Genomic DNA, 19994 nt, shown 5'->3' on the forward strand with positions numbered 1-19994 from the left:
CTTCTTAAACCTGCGGACTTCTAAGGTACGCGTCTGAAACGAAGCTTTCGGATGAAAATCAAGACAAGCCGCATGAACCGGAGCCTTCATGCACATCGGGTTATCAGGGTTATTTCTGGCAATAGTATTGCTCGCAGGAACAGGCGTTTCAGCAGCAACCGACAATACCCGACCAGAAATTGTCATTTACACCGAAGACTACAAACCTCTTTATTTTCCCCATGAAGACGGACGTATCGACGGCTCTGTCACCAGACTTGTCCAGAGCCTTGCCGACGAAGCCGGCATATCGGTCCAGATGCATATGCGTCCTTTCAAGCGCGGATTGAACGCGGTTGAAAGCAACGCCAACCACTGTTTCATGGCTCTATGGCGCACAGAAGCCCGCGAACCGAATTTCAACTGGGTCGGACCTTTGGAAATCGACGGCTACGGTCTGTTTGCCCTCAAGGACAGCTCGATCAGACTGTCATCCGTTGAGGACAGTTTTGGTTATGCGACGGGGGCGGTTGGCGGCTGGACCAGTACCAACGAACTTCAGGATGCGGGCCACCCCAATCTGGTTCTGGTGTACGAAGACAAGCTGAACGCAAACATGCTGAAGACCGGCCATACCCAGCTCTGGCTGGGCGGTCTGATATCATCCCCCTATGTCGCCGCGCAGGAAGGCGTGGAGATCAGGAAGCTGCTGACCCTCCAGACCGTGGAGCTTGCGCTGGCCTGCAACCCGAAAACAGACGTGTCACTCACCGATAGGCTGCAGGCCGTCCTCAATTCCCACCTTGAAAAGAAACCGCAGAGCAACCCCAAGCGTTTGACGCAATAGGAAATTTCGTTTCTCAAAGAGGTTCTTTGTTTAGCGGGGCCCAGCAGAGAACCTTTCCAAAGCCTTACCTGCACAACAAGCGTACAAAAAGCCGCCCATAATTAATGCAGCTCTCCTTCGGGTCTTCTTAAAACTTTCCGCTCAAAATGGTTCCGGCTAGACAACCTCCGGAGCTCGAGAATGAAGTTCGTAAACCTTCCTTTCCGGAAGACTGCAACCAGCGCCACACCGAAAGGGATTGACCGGACCGGGACAGCGGCACGGCAACGCGTCTTCTTCGACTGGCCGATCAAGACCCAGTTGCAGATCGGCTTCGGCGCCATGCTTCTGTGCGCCATCGGCGTCGGTGCGGGCGGCCTGTACGCCGGCTCGGAGGTCAAGAACTCGGTGACGGTCGCCAAGACGGCCAACGAACTCCTCGGCAGCGTTCCCCGCTTGCTGACCAACGCCCAGACATTCGGCCGCGACGGAAGCAGCCAGGCGGCAGACGCCGTCACCGCCGATATTGCCTCGATTTCCCGGGAAAGCCTGAACCTCTCCGAAAGCCAGCCCCAGGCAGCAACACAGCTTGCGGCAATCGTCGGCGAGCTGGAGACCGGATTTGCGACGCTGCGCGACAAACGGCAGAGCCGGGATACGGCAGCGGCCAGTCTCGACACGCTGACGTCCGAACTGGTCGAAACCACCAACAAGGCCTTCGAGGACTACACGGCCCTTGCCGCTTACAGATCCGCCCTTGCCATCACCAACGAAGGCAAGATGAACAACCTGTCCAACGTCAGCCCTCGGCTCAGCAACATGCGCATCACCACGGTGGTGCTGGCGCAGGAGGCAGAGACCTTTGCCGCGGCACCGGACAAGGGCCTGGCAAAGAAGCTGGCCGAACGGGTGGATGCCCTGGACAAGGATGCCAAGGCCGTCCGCCGCACGGTGAAGACCGACACGATCAAGGACAGCGTCAAGGCTCTGACGAAAAGCTCCAAGTCCTTTGAAAAGCTGCTGAAGGCGCATCTGAAGTCTCCGGACCCGAACGCCTGGCAAAAGCAACTGGAGCCCGCCACCCGTGAGCTGATCACCCTTGCCGACACCATCATCAAGGCCGCCGAAGAACCCATCAACGACCTGACGCAGGAACTGCGGGACTTCGACAAGGCCAGCGCCGACATTGCCCTTTTGTCGAATTATACCCAGAGCGTTGCCCGCAGCGTGCTTGGTGTCCGCAGCGCCTATTCCGACTATCTGAACACATCGTCCCAAAACGCCGCCGATACGTTCCAGATGTACCTGGCCGATGCCCGCACGGAACTGGGCAACCTCGACACAGTGCGAACCGCCGCCGGCAAGAATACCTCCGACAAGGCCCTGACCGATCTTCTGAACGGGCCCCTGAAGGCGCTTGTTGCGGCCGGTACGGACGCTTTGCCGAAACTGGACACCACGTTTGCCGAAGTCGTTGCCTCAACGGCGGCACTGCGCTCAAGCGAACAATCCTTTGCCGCGGCAGCCGCCTCGCTAACCGATCAGGCGGAAGTCATCAGCGCCAACTCGGAAGCGACCGCTCTTGCAAGCGCCGTTGGCGCACAGACGCAGATCACCGTCACCCTGGGTCTGGCCCTGCTTCTGGGCATCGCCTTCGTCGTGCTGCTATCCAGCGCCATCATCCGCCCCATCCGGGGGCTGACCGGCGCGATGCTCAAACTGAGAGACGGCGATACGGATCTCGACCTGCCCGCAGCAAACCGCAAGGACGAAATCGGCCATATGGCCCAGGCCGTCGCAACCTTCCGCGACCGGGAAATCGAACGAATGCGGCTGGAAGAGGAAACCCTTGCCAACCAGGAAGGTGTCCGCAAGCGGCAAGCGACCGTTGACGCCCTTGTGGCCTCGTTCCGCCAGGATATCGAGGAAGCCCTCGCCACGGTGACAGGCAACATGCAGCAGCTTGACAACACTGCCGAGCAGCTTTCCGAAATCGCCCGCACGACCACAGGCAAGTCCGAGGATGTCAGCACGGCCTCCAGCCAGGCCAGCCATAACGTCCAGACGATTGCAGCCGCCACGGAAGAACTCAGCGCCTCGGTTCAGGAAGTTGGCCGGCAGGTCAACGACACCCTGGTGCGCGTCGAGGAAGTTGCAGGCGCCACCCGCACCTCCAATGACCAGATCAAGGGCCTGTCCGCCGCGGCGGAGCGCATCGGCGCTGTCGTGCAGCTCATTCAGGAGATTGCCGAGCAGACCAATCTGCTGGCACTCAATGCGACCATCGAAGCCGCCCGTGCCGGTGACGCCGGACGGGGATTTGCCGTGGTTGCCTCCGAGGTGAAGTCTCTGGCCGGACAGACAGCCAAGGCGACCGAGGAAATCTCCAGCCAGGTGACAGAAATCCAGCAGGCCACCAACGGTGCTGTCGAAGCGATCAGCGCAATCATGGACATGATGGAATCCGTCAACGAAACAGCCGCCGCCATGGCAAGCTCCGTGGAGCAGCAGGCCGGTGCAACGGCCGAAATCTCCACTGGCGTCTCCCAGGCGGCCGGCCAGACCGCCAGCGTGTCGGAGAATATCGGTGACCTCTCCCGCGGCTCCAGCGAAACCAGCCTGTCGGCCCGTGAGGTGGAAGAAATCACCGACGCGGCCACCCGGCAGCTCGCTGAAGTCACCACCCGGATCGACCGGTTCCTGCAGGACGTCGCCGCAGCCTGAGTGGCGGCATTCTCCTAGTTCCCGGGGTCATCCCGGCACCCCGCTGGTTTTCACCTGCCTATCCGCAGTCATCCCGGACGCAGCGTAGCGAAGATCCGGGATCGGGGTGCGCCTGACTTACGCCAGGCGTTCGAGTGTCTTTCGACATGCATGTGCTCCCCGATCCCGGTGCGCGCTTCGCTTGACCGGGATGACTGCGGATAGGTCATCTTATCGGATTGGCTGCGTGACTGAATTCACTCACGCCGCATCCGACGCCTCGAACACCTCCCGTGCCGCGTTGAGGCCGTTGATGGCTGCCGGCAGGCCGCCGTAGACGGCCATCTGCCAGATCGCCTCGATGATCTCGGTGCGACTGGCCCCGGCGGCAAGCGTGTGTTCGATGTTGATCTTCAGCTGCGGTGCCGTCTGGCCACCGAGCACGGTCAGGGCCGCGATGGTGCACAATTGGCGCGTTTTCAGGTCGAGGCCCTCACGGGCATAGTGCCGGCCATAGGCCCATTCGATCAGGCTTTCGGCAAAGCCAGGCAGAAGATCGTCATAGCGCTCGCTGAGGACGGCTTCGAGGTCGGGGTTAAGTTTCTGCGTCAGCGCGCGGCCGCGCTCCAGGGCGGTGCTCATGTTTCGGAGCTTCCTTGCTTGGCGGCGCGCCGTGTTCGGTCCGGGCGCAGCTTTCGAAGGCCGGATCAACGGTCTCACCCGCTTCCATCCTTCTGTAGCGATCAATCTTATCGTCCAGGACGTCCAGCATCTCGGTGAGCCGGGCAATATCGCCGGCAACCTTTCCCCTGTGCGCTTCCAGCAGCTTCCGGCGCTCCGTCAACGAAGCTTCGCCCTTTGTACGCAGGTCCGCATAACGCAGCCGGTCCTTGATGCCCATACCGGTCGATTTCAGCCGGTCCAGGAAGTCGATCCACCTGAGGATCGTTGCATCGTAGACCCGCCGCCCGCCACCGTCCCGCAAGGGACGCGGCAAAAGGCCGATCTTTTCGTAGTAGCGCAGGGTGTCGGTCGAAAGTCCCGATTTCTCGGCCAGGTCGCCAATCCGCATGTCAGTCTCCGAACGGAACGATTTCTCTCAGGTACCGGTTGGAGTGCACTCCAGGTCAAGCGTCTTTTTCAACTAAATCAAATCTGGCGTCACGGAGCTGCATTGCTGACAGGGGCCAATCTTCTTCCGGTTCGGCCGTCTTCGAGGCATCCAGACCTGAAGACGGCAAGACCCCACCTCGCGACGTCGTGAACTTGGGGTGAGCGTCAATCAATTGACTGATCGGTCAGTTGGAAATATCAATCCCGCATGACCACGACACGCGACATTCTCATCGACACCGCCACCGAGCTCTTTCTGGGACGCAACTTCGGTGCCGTCGGCACCACGGAACTCTGCAAGAGCGCCGGGGTGAACAAGGGAACGTTGTACCACTACTTCCCTTCGAAGTCGGATCTTCTGGCTGCAGCGATCGAGCGATATGCAACGTCTTTCGGACAAGCTTTCCGCGACATTGCCGACAGTGACGCAGCACCGGAAGAAAAGCTCCGCCAGCTCTTCGACGTTCCCGCCAGGGCAAACCGGGACTGGAAAACCCGGCACGGCTTTGCACAAGGATGCCTTGTCGGAAACATGAGCCTGGAACTCGGGGCCGTGGATATCCCTGTACGCGAGGCCATCAAACATGCACTGACGACGTGGAAAGCCCCGGTGCGCGATATCCTGCACCAGCTCATCGAGACCGGTTCACTCGCCAGGATCGATTGCGACAAGGGAGCGGATGTCGTCATCGGCCTCATTCAGGGTGGGCTTCTGCTGGCCAAGGCGCAGAACGACCCATCGCACATCACCCTTCTTGCCCCCGGCGCCCTCGCCCATCTGAACAGCCTTAAACCCTAACCGCCGCCAATTGCGGCAAACACCGGACGTCCGAGCACGTTTAAACATCGTTTGACTGGTCGGTCAGTTGACACACGAAAGGAAACGACAAATGCCAAACATGCTTCAAATCGAACCCAGCCAGGCAACAGGAGCCACAAAGGAGGCGTTTGATGAGGCCAAGCGGCAATTCGGCGGCGTCATCAATCTCTTCAAGGTCACGGGCAATGCCCCCAATGTGCTGAAGGGCTTCCTTGCGCTCAATGCCGGCGTCAACGACGGCATAGAACTGACGGGCAAGGAGATCGAACAGGTAGCCATGCTCGTTTCCGCACTCAATCGCTGCGATTATTGTGTCAACGTTCACATGAAAGTGGGCCAGATGCACGGCGGTAGCGAAACCGAGATGCTGGCCGCAATGGAAGGCCGCGCGGAGGATGCGCGGACGCAGGCCCTGCTCGACTACGCAAATGAAGTCGTCCGCAACCGCGGTCAGGTGACCGCCCCGACGCTTCATGCTGTCCGGCAGGCCGGTTTTTCCGACAAGGCCCTTCTTGAAACCATCGGGATCATCGGGATCTACACCCTGATCCAGTATGTGCGGCACGTGGCGGACCCGGAGCATGATTTCCCGCAGGTTACCCAATACGACGCACAGCAGATGGGCGCCTGAACAAACGGCCCGGTCGCGTCAGCCCGATGACGCGAACGGGCCCCGCGATTGAACAGCCGCCACTTCACGATTGCCTAAACTTGAACGGGAGGAAGACGATGATCGACGTTCACCGAAAAAAAGCTCTGCCGGTCCATCCGGACCTGGTGAGACAGCTTGCAGGTGGTTTTGACCGGATCGGTGCATGGCATCCGTCCGTTGCGGACTGCAAGACGAGCGAAGCACCTTCCGGAACGGTGCGCCACCTGACGTTGCCGGACGGCGCGATACTCCAGGAAGCTCGGACCGACGACGGAACGGTTCCCGGAACCTACAGCTACCGCATACTCTCTGGCCCCCTTCCCGTGCGTGACTACACTTCGACTTTCCGGATCCTTGCGACCGGCAACGGCTGCAAAGTGGAATGGTCGGGAAGGTTCGATGCTGAAGGCGCTTCAGAAGAAGAGGCACGTTCCGTGGTTGCCGGCATTTATGAAACGGGGCTTCAGGCACTGGCGGTGATGGTTGCCGAACAGGCTAGCAAGACCCTGCCACGCCGCAAGCCCTCTCCCTTGCCACAGGTGACCACGGTTCCGGAGATCCGTGCCAACGAAGCGCTGCGCGCTGTCTACGAAGACACCAAGGCCGTGCTGCAAGTGCCATGGATGGGCGTGGTGACGATGGCCTTTGCACAATATCCGAACTTCTACGCCGCCTTGTGGGGTGGACTGCGAGACCTTGCCGGAAGCAGGGAATTCGTTGCAGCCTGCGCGGAGCTGAGATCATGTGCAGAGCAGGAAGTTGCCGCCTTTTCGGTTCCGGAAATTACAAGGGATTTGCGCAAACGCGGGTATGCGGATCAGGAACTCGAGCGGATAAGAGACGAGATCGAGGTCTTCTCCCACGGCAACATGCCCTATCTCCTGATCGCGACAGCTGCCCGGCTTCTGATCGAGAACCATGACCTTCGCGAAAGCAGCACTATTTCACCCTACGACAGCGAACACGGGCCGCGGCGACTGGGGGCACCGGTGCTCATGGAAATGCACCACGTCGACAGCCAGACGCGAGATGTCTACGACGACATCATGCGCACGCTCGGCCTGCCGTTCGTGAACACCGACTATCGTGCCCTTGCCCGCTGGCCGAGCTACTTTCGCCTCGCGTGGAATGCACTGCGTCCTCAGATCGAAACCACCGACTATGACAAGGCCTGCGAACGCGTTCACGACTGCGCGGTCAACCTTGCCCGGACACTGCCCAACCCTGGCGGATTGACACCGGAAATCCTGCAAGCGGCGATTGCCCGGGACACCAACGCGCAGCCGGTCGGCGATGTGGTGCGGCTGTTTCAATGGTTGCTGCCGGGCCTGATCGTCAACGTCGAGGCCTTTCGCCAACAATTGATTTCGGAAAAGTCCAATTGAAAAAAAGCGGCCGGCGGGACTTGCCCGGCCGGCCGTTGGAAAGGCCCCAAACAGGAGCGCTTTGAAGGTCGATCCGGCGAGGCGGTTTCCACCGCCTTCGCCTTAACGGCTGCAGGTGCCGTCTTGGTTCTGTTAAGCGAACCACCAGCGTTCGACGGCGCGGAAACCGTCCAGAGTCCAGTTGGCGGCAACCTTTTCCGGATGCTGGACCTTTTCGTTGTGCGCCATGACATAGCTGGCGAACATCGGAATAATCACACCACCGTCGGTGCGCACCAGGTTCTGCATTTCGCGGTACATATCGGCTCGCTTGGTTTCATCAAGCTCGGAACGGGCCGTCTTCAGCAGCTGATTGAAGCGCTCGTTCTCCCAGTAGGTATCGTTCCAGGGAGCACCGGACGCATAGGCCACGGAGAACATCCAGTCTTCCGTCGGACGTCCGCCCCAGTAGACCGCGCAGAACGGCTTTTTCATCCAGACATCCGACCAGTAACCGTCATTCGGCTCGCGCACCGGCTTGATGTTGATGCCAGCCTTCTTCGCGCTGTTTGAATAAAGCACGGCCGCATCGACGGCACCACCGAAGGCCGCATCAGCCGCTGAAAGGCTGACGTCAAGGGAATCGAGACCGGCCTGCTTCAGGTAGTATTTCGACTTGTCGGGATCGTAGGTGGTCTGTTCCAGGTCGTCCGCGAAGAAGCGGTTGGACGGGCTGATCGGATGATCGTTCCCAACAGCCCCGTAGCCGAACAGGATCTTGTCGACCAGTTCCTGGCGATCGACAGCATATTTCAGCGCCATACGTACATTGTTGTCGCTAAAGGGCGCCGTGCGCGTGTCCATCGCAAACGTGTAGTGCTGCGTGCCCGTGGTCGACAGGATCGTGACGTTCGGCGACCGTTTGAACAGACCGACGGTCTTCAGGTCCACCTGATCGATGACATCGACATTGCCGGTCAGGAGTGCTGACTGACGCGCTGCCGGGTCAACGATGGTCAGCAGCTTGACATCGTCGAAATGCGCCCGGTCAGTCTTCCAGTAGTTCTCGTTCCTGGTCAGTTCGGCAATGACACCCGGCTGGTAGTTGGTCACCTTGTAGGGACCGCAACCGTCGCTGCTGGTCGGATCGATCTTGCCGTCGGAGGATTTCATGATCGGCAAGTGATAGTCGCTGACCACGAACGGGAAGTCGGCATTGCCCGCTTCCAGCGTGAACACGACACTGTCGCCGTCGACGCTGATGTCCTTGATCGGATCGACGAAAGGCTTCGCCGCCGAGGTGCTGTTTTCGCCGCGGTGATAGTTGACCGAGGCCACCACGTCTTCCGGCTTGACCGTGCCGCCGCTGTGATACTCGACACCCTGGCGGATCTTGAAGGTCCAGATCGTGGCATCGGGAGACGCTTCCCAGCTTTCCGCCACTTCGCCCACCAGGGTACCGTCCGCGGTGATCTCGATGAGGTACCCGTGACGGGACGTGGCGAACACCTGCACGAAGACATTGTCCCAGGTGCCCGGATCGTAGTTTTCACTGGTGTTGCCGGCGGCGATGCCGACCCTGAACGTGCCGCCCTTCTTGGGCTGCGCGGCCGCTGGGCCGACTCCGAACTGGCCTGCGAACGCCGTTGCGCCGATGGCTGCCGTTCCCATCAGAACGCCGCGCCGGGAGACCCCCGATTGTAAGAGTGGCTGGTTTAGAGTCTTCATATACCTGTCCCTTCTTTCTTGAGGCCAATCTGGCCCGGCTGAGCGGCATAACCTGCACACATAGGTAAAATGTGCAAGTTACGTCGCTTTAACGACATCTTGGGCTGGTGAAAGAGGATAATGAATTTGATTGATTGCTCAATCAAAAAAACGATAGGAATTTGGCAACCCGTCCTGCATTCCGTTGGAGAAGCTCTATGACCAAGCGCAAGAACATCCTGATTTTGATGGTCGACCAATTGAACGGAACGCTTTTTCCGGACGGACCGGCGGAATTTCTACATACACCCAATCTCAAACAACTGGCGGAACGGTCGGTCAGATTCGAGAATGCCTACACCGCCTCCCCGCTTTGTGCTCCGGGGCGGGCGAGCTTCATGTCGGGCCAGTTGCCGCGCCGCACAGGCGTTTACGACAATGCGGCGGAATTTGCCTCCGACATTCCGACCTATGCCCACCACCTGCGCCGCGCCGGATACACCACCTGCCTGTCGGGCAAGATGCATTTCGTCGGTCCGGACCAGATGCACGGCTTCGAGGAACGCCTGACCACCGACATCTACCCGGCCGACTTCGGCTGGACGCCGGACTACCGCAAGCCGGGCGAACGCATCGACTGGTGGTACCACAACATGGGCTCGGTGACGGGCGCAGGCGTTGCCGAGATTTCCAACCAGATGGAATATGACGACGACGTCGCCTTCCAGGCCGTGCGCAAGATCCACGATTACGGCCGCGGCAAATATGACCGCCCCTTCTGCCTGACGGTCAGCTTCACCCATCCGCATGATCCCTATGTCGCCCGCCAGAAATACTGGGACCTTTACGAAGATTGCGAGCAGCTGTTGCCGCAGGTTCCGGCGATGGACTATGACGATCACGACCCGCACGCGAAGCGCATCTTCGACGCCAACGACTGGCGCAATTTCAACATTACCGAAGAAGACATCCGCCGCTCCCGCCGGGCCTATTTTGCCAACATCACCTATCTGGACGACAAGATCGGCGAGATCCTGCATGCGCTCGACGCGATGGACCTGACCGAAGACACGACCATCCTGTTCGTCTCCGACCACGGCGACATGCTGGGCGAGCGCGGCCTGTGGTTCAAGATGAACTTCTTCGAAGGCTCCGCCCGCGTACCGCTGATGGTTGCCGATGCCGATCTCGCTCCGAAGCACATTTCAGACCCGGTCAGCACGCTCGACGTTCTGCCGACCGTCTGCGATCTCGCCGGCATCGACATGAGCGAGATCATGCCCTGGACCGACGGCACCAGCCTCGCGCCTCTGGCGAAAGGCGAGCCCCGCAGCGCACCGGTGCTGATGGAATACGCCGCCGAAGCCTCCTACGCACCGCTGGTCGGCATCCGCGAAGGCGACTGGAAATACATCCACTGCGAACTCGACCCGCCGCTGCTCTTCAACGTGACGGACGACCCGCACGAACTGACCAACCTCGCCGCCGACCCGGCCCATGCCGCAACCGCTGTACGTTTCGCCGAAATCGCCGGAAAACAATGGGACATGGCCGCCTTCGACGCCGAGGTCCGCCAGTCCCAGGCCCGCCGCTGGATCGTCTACGAAGCCCTGCGCAACGGAGCCTATTTCCCCTGGGACTACCAACCCCTGCAAAAAGCCTCCGAACGTTACATGCGCAACCACATGGACCTGAACGTGGTGGAAGAGAGCCAGAGGTATCCGAGGGGAGAGTGAGAGACGCAACGCACCAGCACCTGTCTTCAAACCCCAGAACTCACCACTCTCTCTTTGTCATCGCCGCGCAGGCGGGGATCCAGGACCCCTCTGACCTCGCGAATGTCCACTTACCGGCTCCACAGAATACTGGATCCCGGTCTTGGCTTCGCCAAACCGGGATGACAACGCGGAGCGAGGCAACCACGCTTGCCTCCAAGCCCCTTGGCCCACCACACCCTCCTTGTCATCCCCGCGCAGGCGGGGATCCAGTACGCCTCTGACCTCCCGATTTCCCAGATCCCTTCCCCATGGAAACCCCGATCCCGATCCTAGCCCCGCTGCAGCAGGGCCACACCGCGCGAGAAACCAGTTCACACAGAACTTCCCGGTCGACACACGGCGACGGGTAATGGAAGCTGCGGAGGATCGATTGCCTACGGAGGTCCCGATGCGATTGCCGATGTCCCTTGCCGCGCTCTTCTTCCTGCTCGTCGCCCTTCCCGCCGGTGCCCAGACCTACAACGTCGAGGCCGGGCCGATCTGGAACAATGGCGATGCGCAGGCGAAATGCCCGCGGGTTTGCGGTGGGCTGGGTACGCGCTGGAACGGGCAGTGGCATACGACGGTTCAAGGACAGATGTCGGTCTGCTCCTGCGAGAAGGCGAGCCCCGGGCGGGACATCGACGCCGGCCCCATCTGGAACAACGCCGATGCGCAAGGCAAATGCCCCGGCATCTGCTTCGGCAACGGCCTCAGCTGGAGCGGCCAGTGGCGCACCACTGTGCAGGGCCGCATGTCCGTGTGTGAGTGTCGCTAGTCGACACGTGACCCTGACCGGAGACTACTTGGTGCAGCCGTTGACATCGGCAGCGCAGTAGAACCCGTCCGAAGAATTGCCGCAGCAATAGAGGAAACCGGGAGAGTCGCAGTAGTATTCGGACGATCCGCAACGACCGGCGACCTGGATCAACGGCCCCTTGTCGGTTGAAGATACCGGAAGATCCACCGCACCGGACAGGCGCGGCGACATGTTGGGCATCGGCGGCACCGCGAGCTCTCTGTCCAGGCTGGCCAGAACGACTTTCGCAACCGTCAGATCCGGTTGATGCGTCAGGTCGAGCGGATCCGCACTGGCAGGGCCAGCTGCGTAAAACAGACCCGCCATCAGCGTAAATTTAACAATAGCTCTCAGTCTCATCTTTCGCCTCCTCCGCGCAAGATGCAGCATATCTGCTTGTGATATGATGGAACTGATTATAGCACGAGACCGAACCGCTGAATATTCAGCAAACTACGCAGCACGCAAAAGATTTACTGACGAAAACAACAGCCCTCCGTGGGCTGCCCAACCGGCAACGGCCTCCTGCCTCACCTGTTTGCACGACAAATTTCCGACCGCAAACGGGCACGGGAAGCAAGCCGAGCATCGCCGGAAAAAGCACAGTCGGCCCCTCCCCAATCCGCCCTTAGAATATTTTTAGCCCCCCTGTTTTCGAACAAATTTCCGCCGCAATCCGGGCGCTGAATCCGCTTCAGCAGGGTTAAGCGCGTCCCGCGTAAGCCACTCACCAGGCAGTGCTTCTGGTCTTCCCAGGCATCCGATGGATAGAGAACCCAAGCCGTCATGACACCGGCAACCAGCCGTCATGGCCGCGACACCACTGCACCTTCAAACATCTCTATCCTTGAAAGGATATCTGCAATGGCCCTTCGTGGCTTAGTCCTTGGTGCTGCCTTCCTTGCTGCCGGCCTGGTGCCCGCAGTTGCCGACAGCGTGACCGCGTCCGTCGAGACATGGAACCCGACCACCCGCACGCTCGTTCTGAGCGACAAGACCCAGTTCCAGACGATTTCCAGCTCCGTTGCGGTGCCGGACACCCTGGCTGCAGGAAAAACCGTCACCATTGTCTACGACGGCTCGGAAAGCGGCGTGGATTCAATCCTGTCCATCGAGGTCCAGCCCTAGGTCCTCCGTTCGTCAGCGAAACGCGGATGGCCCTCCGGCTGAGGACATGCCGACTGTTTCGATTCAGAACCCGCGACGCCCCCGTCACCGGGTCCTGATGCCGATGGCCAAAGGAGACGTGAATGCCCAAATGACCCATCGCGATTGCGACGACACCGTAGTTGCCACCTTTGCCCCCACACGGCCTTCGGTTCGCGCTCGCAGATGACATCGCAGGGATATCCCTGCCCTTCGATCCTTTCGATGGCCTGTTTTCCCTTGGAAACGAGCCCAGGCAGCCTCTGACCGATTGCACTCAGTCGCAAGACCCGAAGGCCGGTTGAGACAGCCTGATGAACGACACGACCACGAAGCCCGGCAGCCGCCCGAGGGCCGGCTTCATATCGTGACATGCCCTTCGACTTTCACCTCCTGCCGCTCTCACCTTCCGGGCAGGATGCAAGCCGGAGCGGTCCCGGCCAAAGCCCGATCTGCGGCCACATCCGACTGTCTATATCCAACTCTTCCATCGGCCCGCAGTCCTACCCTTCGCGGGCCGATTTTTTTCTTATCTCCGGCCAAGAAGCGCCTCTTCCCGGCGGACTTCCTGACACCCATATGTCAGGAGACTGACAGGAAGTGGCAAAAAGCGGAACAAACCCGCAACCACCCCCTTTCCTCGCGCGCGTAACCGAACCATATTGCGCCCATGAGCAAGCGCCCGACGAAATCCTCCCCCGACGACACCACCTCTGCTGACGGCTTCGGCGAAGCGCCGCAAAGCCCCTTTTCAGGGGCGCCCCTGTCCGGGTCGATCAGCGATTGGGCAGCCGAGATTTCGCAAGAGGCGGACAAGCCGGAGCCGAAAAAGGCGGCACCCCAGAGCGCTCGTGAGGGAAAAGAGGCTCGGGCCGACGGCGCGCCGTCACGCAGATCAGGCCGCAAGGCCGGTGCGACCGCGAGCGCGAAGAAGGAAAAGCCGACCAAGTCGTCACGCGGAACTTCCATCGGCAAGGCGGACAGTGCGCGCGAACGCGCGGCGGGCGGCCTTAACCCGGTGGCCGGTCTCGACATGTCGCTGGAAGAGGCGGAAAGCCTGGAAAAGCAGCTCAAGCAGCACCAGAAAGACAACAAGAAGAAGAACAAGGAAAGCAAGTTCGGCGAGCTGACCGGCAACCAGGGTGCCACCGCGACGGTCGAAGCGCTGTCCGCGCTGATTGAAAGCGGCAACCCGCTGCACAAGAACGGCGAGCTCTGGGTGCCGCACCGGCCCGAGCGCCCGGAAAAATCCGAAGGCGGCGTGCCGATCGTTCTGAAATCCGCCTATGAGCCCAAGGGCGACCAGCCGACCGCCATTGCCGATCTGGTGGAAGGCATGGAAAACGGCGAACAGACCCAGGTTCTGCTCGGCGTCACCGGCTCGGGCAAGACCTACACCATGGCGCAGGTGATTTCCCGCACCCAGCGCCCGGCGCTGATCCTGGCCCCCAACAAGACGCTGGCAGCCCAGCTCTACGGCGAGTTCAAGTCCTTCTTCCCGGACAACGCGGTCGAGTATTTCGTTTCCTACTACGACTACTACCAGCCGGAAGCCTATGTTCCGCGCACGGACACTTATATCGAGAAGGAAAGCTCGATCAACGAGCAGATCGATCGGATGCGCCACTCCGCCACCCGCTCGCTGCTGGAGCGTGACGACGTCATCATCGTCGCCTCGGTGTCCTGTATCTACGGTATCGGCTCGGTCGAGACCTACACCGCGATGACCTTCGCCATCGAGGTGGGCGAGCGCATGGACCAGCGCCAGTTGATCGCCGATCTGGTGGCCCTGCAATACAAGCGCAACGACGCTGCCTTCCAGCGCGGCACCTTCCGGGTGCGCGGCGACACCATCGAGCTGTTCCCCGCCCACTATGAGGACACGGCCTGGCGTATTTCCATGTTCGGCGACGAGATCGAGTCGATCACCGAGTTTGACCCGCTCACCGGGCAGAAGTCGGGCGAGCTGAAAAGCGTCAAGATCTACGCCAACTCGCACTATGTCACGCCCAAGCCGACGCTGAACCAGGCGATCAAGTCGATCAAGGACGAGCTCAAGCACCGGCTTGAGGAGCTGAACCAGCACGGCCGCCTTCTGGAGGCGCAGCGGCTGGAACAGCGCACCATGTTCGATCTGGAAATGCTGGAGGCAACAGGCTCCTGCGCCGGCATCGAGAACTATTCCCGCTATCTCACCGGCCGCAAGCCGGGCGAGCCGCCCCCTACCCTGTTCGAATATCTGCCGGACAACGCCATCGTCTTCGCCGACGAAAGCCACGTCACCATTCCGCAGATCGGCGCCATGTACCGGGGCGACTTCCGCCGCAAGGCGACGTTGGCCGAATACGGATTCCGCCTGCCCTCGTGCATGGACAACCGCCCGCTGCGCTTCGAGGAGTGGAACGCCATGCGGCCGCAGTCCATCGCGGTGTCGGCAACGCCCGGCTCCTGGGAGATGGAACAGGCCGGCGGGGTCTTCGCCGAACAGGTCATCCGCCCCACCGGGCTGATCGATCCGCCAGTTGAAATCCGCCCGGCCACCAGCCAGGTCGATGACCTTCTGGGCGAAGTGCGCGAGGTGGCCCAGAAAGGCTACCGCACGCTGGTGACCACGCTCACCAAGCGCATGGCCGAGGATCTGACGGAATATCTGCACGAGAACGGCGTGCGCGTGCGCTACATGCACTCCGACATCGACACGCTGGAACGCATCGAGATCCTGCGCGACCTGCGCCTGGGCGCTTTCGACGTGCTGGTCGGTATCAACCTGCTGCGCGAAGGCCTCGACATTCCCGAGTGCGCTCTGGTCGCGATCCTGGACGCGGACAAGGAAGGCTTCCTGCGCTCCGAAACCTCGCTCATCCAGACCATCGGCCGCGCGGCGCGTAACGTCGACGGCAAGGTGATCCTCTACGCCGACAACATGACCGGCTCTATGGAACGAGCAATTGCCGAAACCAACCGGCGCCGCGAAAAGCAGCTCGCCTACAACGAGGAACACGGCATCACCCCGGAAAGCGTCCGCCGCTCCATCGGCGACATTCTGGAAAGCGTCTACGAGCAGGACCACGTCACCATCGACGCCGGCTTCGCCGAAGAGGGCAACCTGGTCGGCCACAACCTCAAGGCCCATATCGAGGATCTGGAAAAGCAGATGCGCGACGCCGCCGCCGATCTCGACTTCGAGACGGCCGCTCGGCTGCGCGACGAGATCAAGCGCCTGCAGGCAACCGAACTGGCCGTCGCCGACGACGCCATGGCCCGCCAGTCCGACGTCGACGGCAAGACCGGCGGCTATCGCGGCGACCGCAAGTTTGGCGCCGGCGGCACCAAGGTAGGCGCGAGCGGCAAGAAGAAACAGACGGCCCGCGACAGGGCCCAGGCCGCCAAAGACCGAAACGCCCTGCCCGCCCCCAGCGCCAAGGTGCGCAAGAACACCCTCGACGAAATGACCGTCGGCCGCACGGAAGTCCCCCTCGGCTCGTCAGACCCGGTCAAACCGCTGGTGCGCGCAAAGATCGGCGCGGGGTCCTACGAAGACCCGGCAGAGGAGAAACGCAATCGTGGGCGGCCGAAGAAGAGTGGGAGACCGGGGCGGTAAAGAAATCCTCCTGTTGGAGGGTAATCAAAGGTTCGACAGCCCGGGATGACGAGGCTTGGATTGATCGCATCGCCCTGCTTTATCGTCCTCCCATGGCTTGACCGTGGGATCCATGTCGTTACCCAGACCACGCTGAGAGACCTCAAGTGTCGAATAGACATGGCATGGATTGCAGGGTCGAGCCCTGCAATGACGGTGGAAACATGAAGCTGTGAGGCGACCAAAGCCTCTCCTCTCTCCTCTCGCCACCGTCATTCCGGACAAGTGCAGCGAAGCTGCGCGACGATCCGGAATCCAGCGCATCAGCGCGAGCACAGCTCGCTCCTTAGTCATCTTCTCCATAGGAAATAAGCGCGCCTGTGGCGCAGATTATGTCTGGATCCCCGATCTGCATTCGGCGTTGCCTCACTTGTCCGGGATGACGAGGTGTGTGTGGCCTGGGACAGGTGTCTCCGACGATAGGGTTGGTGGCAAGACCAACGCTCCGACTGCAACGCTTTCTGGACGTGAGGCCTCGGGAAGCCGGCAAACCTCTCCTCCCCCGCTGTCATTCCGGACAAGCGCAGCGAAGCTGCGCGACGATCCGGAACCCAGCGCATCAGCGCGAGCAAAACTCGCACCTCAGTCACCTTCTCCATAGGAAATGAGCGTGCCTGTGGCGCAGATTATGTCTGGATCCCGGATCTGCGTTCGGCGTTGCCTCACTTGTCCGGGAGGACGGGTGGGTGGGACTGGGGACAGGTGTCTCCGACGAAAGGTTCCGTGGCAAGGCAAGCCCACCGACTGCAACGCCTCCTGCTAAAAAGATCTTAGGAAACTGACAAGCCTCTCCTCCCCCACTGTCATTCCGGACAAGTGCAGCAAAGCTGCGCGCCGATCCGGAAACCAGCGCATCAGCGCGAGCGCAGCTCGCTCACCTTCCACCAAAAGACGTCAAGTTCAGATGCCTTTGAACAAGACACCGGCGGCCAGCACGGCCCAGGAGCCGATCAGGAGGTGGACGGTGGAAACGCCGATGCTCGGGATGGCGACGCCGAGCATCGGGAGCACCGCGACAACGAAAAGGGCCAGGGAAACGATGAAAACGATCAAGGAGGGAGGTGTCAGGCGCATGGGGACCTTCTTAACTGGTTCTGTTTTTCGGTCCGCCTTGCCGTGATCCCCCGGAGGGCCGGCACAGCGGAGCGGGTCAATCCTGGGCCGTCCGGAGCTGTTCTGCTCGGACGGATCGGAGCGGTCACATGAGCCGTGGCGTCAGGAATTGTCAATGTCAGTCAGGACAGGGGCAATGCCTTCCCACATCTGACGTGGTGTTCCTGGCCCGTGTCCAGACCTCAGGCGAGAAACGCGGCGCCGTATAAAGCAGGCGCCGCGCCCTTTGCCTGTTACCTGCGCGCGCTCAGCAGCGGCGTGATGTTGCGGATCGTCACGCGGCGGTTACGCTCTTCCGCGCCCTGCGTGTCGACCTTCAGATAGTCTTCGCCATAGCCCTGAACGACCATGTTTTCCGGTGCCACGCCGTAGACGTCCGCGAGAATGCGGGCGACGGTTTCCGCACGGCGGTCGGAAAGCGCGAGGTTGGAGACATCCGAACCGACCGCATCCGTGTGACCTTCGATCAGCAGCACCGTTGTCGGGTCCTGTTCGATCACGGCCTGGGACGCGCGGGCGATATCTTCCAGCTGCGGCACCTGGCTCTGGCGCACCACGGCGCTGCCGGTGTCGAAGGTGATCGTGTCCAGATCCACCCGTCGCACCTTGTCGCGCAGGCGTTCGCTTTCGCGGATGTCGCGCAGGGAATAGGCCTGTTCCACCTGTTCCACCGGCGGCGCGGTGAATGTCTGGTAGATATCGTCATAATTCGCCCGGCCTGCCGGCACGATGTAACGATCACGCGGGATGCCGACCTGCAGCGGCGGCAGCTCGCGGTCGTAATTGCGGCGGCGGTGGTTGTACTCGCGATTGTCGATCAGCACATATTCGCGGCCATCCGGCAGAAGACGCGAACGGTACAGCACATAGCCGCCCTCGTCGCGGATCGTGATGATCTTCACACCGTTGCGGCGGGTGACGATCTCGCGCGTGCGGCCGCCGCGAAGACGTTCCGCATGGAATTCGTCATCGCCATAGCGCAGCAGGCTGCTTTCGTCCTTGCGCACAAAATATTCGCCGTCCCGTTCAACGATGATCCGGTCCCCCTGGTCCTCGACTACCTTGCCGCCAAGGGCGGGGATCAACATCCCGACCCCGACACCAACAGCCGCGGCGCCGAGCAGTTCCAGCCTGCGGTCGCGGGCCTTGTCGCGGCGGCGTTCTTCCTTCGCCTTGACTTCGGCCCTCTGCGCGTCCGTCGCATCGTCCGAGACGACAGCCGCCGGTTCTTCCGCCGGCGCGGTGGCCTGGGCCTTGATCGGCTCACCCGGCTCTTCGGTCACGGTTTCATCTGCCGCGGTGGCTTCGACCGGAGCAGCATCTGGCGCGGCGAGCGTTTCGGCCTGTGCGGGGTCCGAGGTTTTCTGCTCAGCGTCCGTCTGCTGCGGGGCAGCTTCTTCTGGCGCAGGCTCAGCCGAAGCGGCAGCGGGCTCCTCGGCCGCAGCGGGCTCTTCTGCGGCAGCGGCATCAGCGGGCTGCTCTTCGGTAGCCGGCTTCGGCGCATCGGCCTGCGTTTCCGGGCTTTCCGAAGTCTCTGCCTGTCCGGCTTCCGTGCTGGCCGCCGCATCGGCGGGCTGCTCTGCCGCCGGCTGTTCAGCAGCGCCGGCTTCCGGTGATGTATTCGTCTGTTCGGATGATGGCTCAACCGCAGGCTCTTCTGCCGGAGCAGCTTCCTCTACCGGCGCTTCCGGCTTTGCTTCCGGCGCCGCGGTCTCTTCAGTTGTTGTCTCTTCAGTGTTCTGGGGCTTTTCCGCAGGCGCGGTTTCCTCAACCGGAGCGGCCGGTTTCTCGGCGGGTGTGGCTTCTTCCACGGGGGCAGCGGGTTTTTCCGCTGGCTGCGCTTCCTGCGTCTCGATGGCTTCGGCAGGCTCTGCGTCCTGGCCGGCTTCAGGTGCAGCTTCTGGGGCTGCCTCCTGGGTAGCCTCTGAGGGAGCTTCTGGGGCAGCCTCTTCAGACGCCGGCTCCGCAGGCGCTTCGCTGGTGCTTGCTTCCGCGGCAGGTGCAGCCTCCTCCGTCCGGCAGGCCTCCTGGTCCGGATTTGCGGCACAATCAACCGCCGTTTCCTGGGCGCGGGACGGGCTCGGCTGCAGCGGCAGGCCGATGGCCAGGACAAGAGCCATGGCCGTTGAATTTCGAAGCAATCTAGACGTCATTCTTTCCATCCTCTCGCCCCCCGGCGAACTTTTCCGAACCGGCGTCGGCCAGGTACGCTCAATGGGAAACAAGTAACCGGCGCTTTCGTTCCAACGTCCGTTCGCTTGGTGGCGCTGAAACCGCCCTTTCGCAGCAAGCCCTCTGTTTCCGTCCTTCACACGATTGACTTCCCCCCCTGAACAGCCATGGTGGGGCGGGGACCGGCGAAAAGCCGGTACAGT

General features: G+C 61.3%; 15 protein-coding genes. 9 read left to right on the top strand and 6 right to left on the bottom strand.

Going from position 1 to position 19994, the window contains the following annotated elements; all coding sequences use genetic code 11:
* Positions 1 to 127: 127 nt before the first annotated feature.
* A complete protein-coding gene (locus SIAM614_RS20265; RefSeq protein ID WP_006937469.1) occupies positions 128 to 826 on the top strand; it encodes a substrate-binding periplasmic protein in 699 nt (232 codons plus the stop codon).
* A gap of 180 nt (positions 827 to 1006) precedes the next feature.
* Positions 1007 to 3529 (top strand): methyl-accepting chemotaxis protein, encoded by a 2523-nt coding sequence (locus SIAM614_RS20270; RefSeq protein ID WP_006937470.1) that lies wholly within the window; start codon positions 1007 to 1009, stop codon positions 3527 to 3529.
* A 240-nt stretch (positions 3530 to 3769) separates the two neighbouring features.
* Here SIAM614_RS20270 and SIAM614_RS20275 read toward each other — a convergent pair whose 3' ends face one another.
* On the bottom strand, positions 3770 to 4150 hold the full coding sequence (locus tag SIAM614_RS20275) for a carboxymuconolactone decarboxylase family protein (protein ID WP_006937471.1): 381 nt from the start codon (positions 4148 to 4150) through the stop codon (positions 3770 to 3772).
* Positions 4104 to 4580 (bottom strand): MerR family transcriptional regulator, encoded by a 477-nt coding sequence (locus tag SIAM614_RS20280; protein WP_006937472.1) that lies wholly within the window; start codon positions 4578 to 4580, stop codon positions 4104 to 4106. Before SIAM614_RS20280 ends, SIAM614_RS20275 begins: the two co-directional genes overlap by 47 nt.
* Positions 4581 to 4829: 249 nt before the next feature.
* Here SIAM614_RS20280 and SIAM614_RS20285 point away from each other — a divergent pair, with 249 nt between their 5' ends.
* From SIAM614_RS20285 to SIAM614_RS30735, 3 genes are all read left to right on the top strand, one after another.
* A complete protein-coding gene (locus SIAM614_RS20285) occupies positions 4830 to 5420 on the top strand; it encodes a TetR/AcrR family transcriptional regulator (RefSeq protein ID WP_006937473.1) in 591 nt (196 codons plus the stop codon).
* A gap of 91 nt (positions 5421 to 5511) precedes the next feature.
* Complete coding sequence (locus SIAM614_RS20290; RefSeq protein ID WP_040440690.1) at positions 5512 to 6072, top strand: carboxymuconolactone decarboxylase family protein; 561 nt, start codon at positions 5512 to 5514, stop codon at positions 6070 to 6072.
* Positions 6073 to 6170: 98 nt separating this feature from the next.
* On the top strand, positions 6171 to 7478 hold the full coding sequence (locus SIAM614_RS30735; protein WP_006937475.1) for an SRPBCC family protein: 1308 nt from the start codon (positions 6171 to 6173) through the stop codon (positions 7476 to 7478).
* 132 nt (positions 7479 to 7610) lie between these two features.
* On the opposite strand, the gene SIAM614_RS20300 is transcribed toward SIAM614_RS30735, so the two are convergent.
* Positions 7611 to 9185, bottom strand: a complete 1575-nt coding sequence (locus SIAM614_RS20300; RefSeq protein WP_040440691.1) for an ABC transporter substrate-binding protein — start codon at positions 9183 to 9185, stop codon at positions 7611 to 7613.
* A 197-nt stretch (positions 9186 to 9382) separates the two neighbouring features.
* On the opposite strand from SIAM614_RS20300, the gene betC reads away from it, so the two are divergent.
* Together betC and SIAM614_RS20310 are read left to right on the top strand one after the other, a co-directional pair.
* The gene (gene betC, locus SIAM614_RS20305) at positions 9383 to 10900 is read left to right on the top strand and encodes a choline-sulfatase (protein ID WP_006937477.1); all 1518 of its coding nucleotides are present in this window, start codon (positions 9383 to 9385) and stop codon (positions 10898 to 10900) included.
* Between the two features lie 412 nt (positions 10901 to 11312).
* Entirely contained in the window at positions 11313 to 11699 is a 387-nt protein-coding gene (locus SIAM614_RS20310) for a mannan-binding lectin (protein WP_198137361.1), read from the top strand.
* A gap of 24 nt (positions 11700 to 11723) precedes the next feature.
* On the opposite strand, the gene SIAM614_RS20315 is transcribed toward SIAM614_RS20310, so the two are convergent.
* Positions 11724 to 12080 carry a hypothetical protein gene (locus SIAM614_RS20315; protein WP_157139984.1) on the bottom strand — a complete coding sequence of 119 codons (357 nt, stop codon included), beginning with the start codon at positions 12078 to 12080 and terminating at the stop codon, positions 11724 to 11726.
* A 504-nt stretch (positions 12081 to 12584) separates the two neighbouring features.
* On the opposite strand from SIAM614_RS20315, the gene SIAM614_RS20320 reads away from it, so the two are divergent.
* Both SIAM614_RS20320 and uvrB read left to right on the top strand, forming a co-directional pair.
* The gene (locus SIAM614_RS20320; protein ID WP_006937480.1) at positions 12585 to 12848 is read left to right on the top strand and encodes a hypothetical protein; all 264 of its coding nucleotides are present in this window, start codon (positions 12585 to 12587) and stop codon (positions 12846 to 12848) included.
* 688 nt (positions 12849 to 13536) lie between these two features.
* Positions 13537 to 16467 carry an excinuclease ABC subunit UvrB gene (uvrB, locus tag SIAM614_RS20325; RefSeq protein ID WP_006937481.1) on the top strand — a complete coding sequence of 977 codons (2931 nt, stop codon included), beginning with the start codon at positions 13537 to 13539 and terminating at the stop codon, positions 16465 to 16467.
* A gap of 939 nt (positions 16468 to 17406) precedes the next feature.
* Here uvrB and SIAM614_RS32090 read toward each other — a convergent pair.
* Complete coding sequence (locus tag SIAM614_RS32090) at positions 17407 to 17580, bottom strand: hypothetical protein (RefSeq protein ID WP_006937482.1); 174 nt, start codon at positions 17578 to 17580, stop codon at positions 17407 to 17409.
* Positions 17581 to 17852: 272 nt separating this feature from the next.
* Positions 17853 to 19772, bottom strand: a complete 1920-nt coding sequence (locus SIAM614_RS20330; RefSeq protein ID WP_157139985.1) for an OmpA family protein — start codon at positions 19770 to 19772, stop codon at positions 17853 to 17855.
* Positions 19773 to 19994: the final 222 nt, after the last annotated feature.

It is taken from the genome of Roseibium aggregatum IAM 12614 (assembly GCF_000168975.1).
GTDB lineage: Bacteria > Pseudomonadota > Alphaproteobacteria > Rhizobiales > Stappiaceae > Roseibium > Roseibium aggregatum.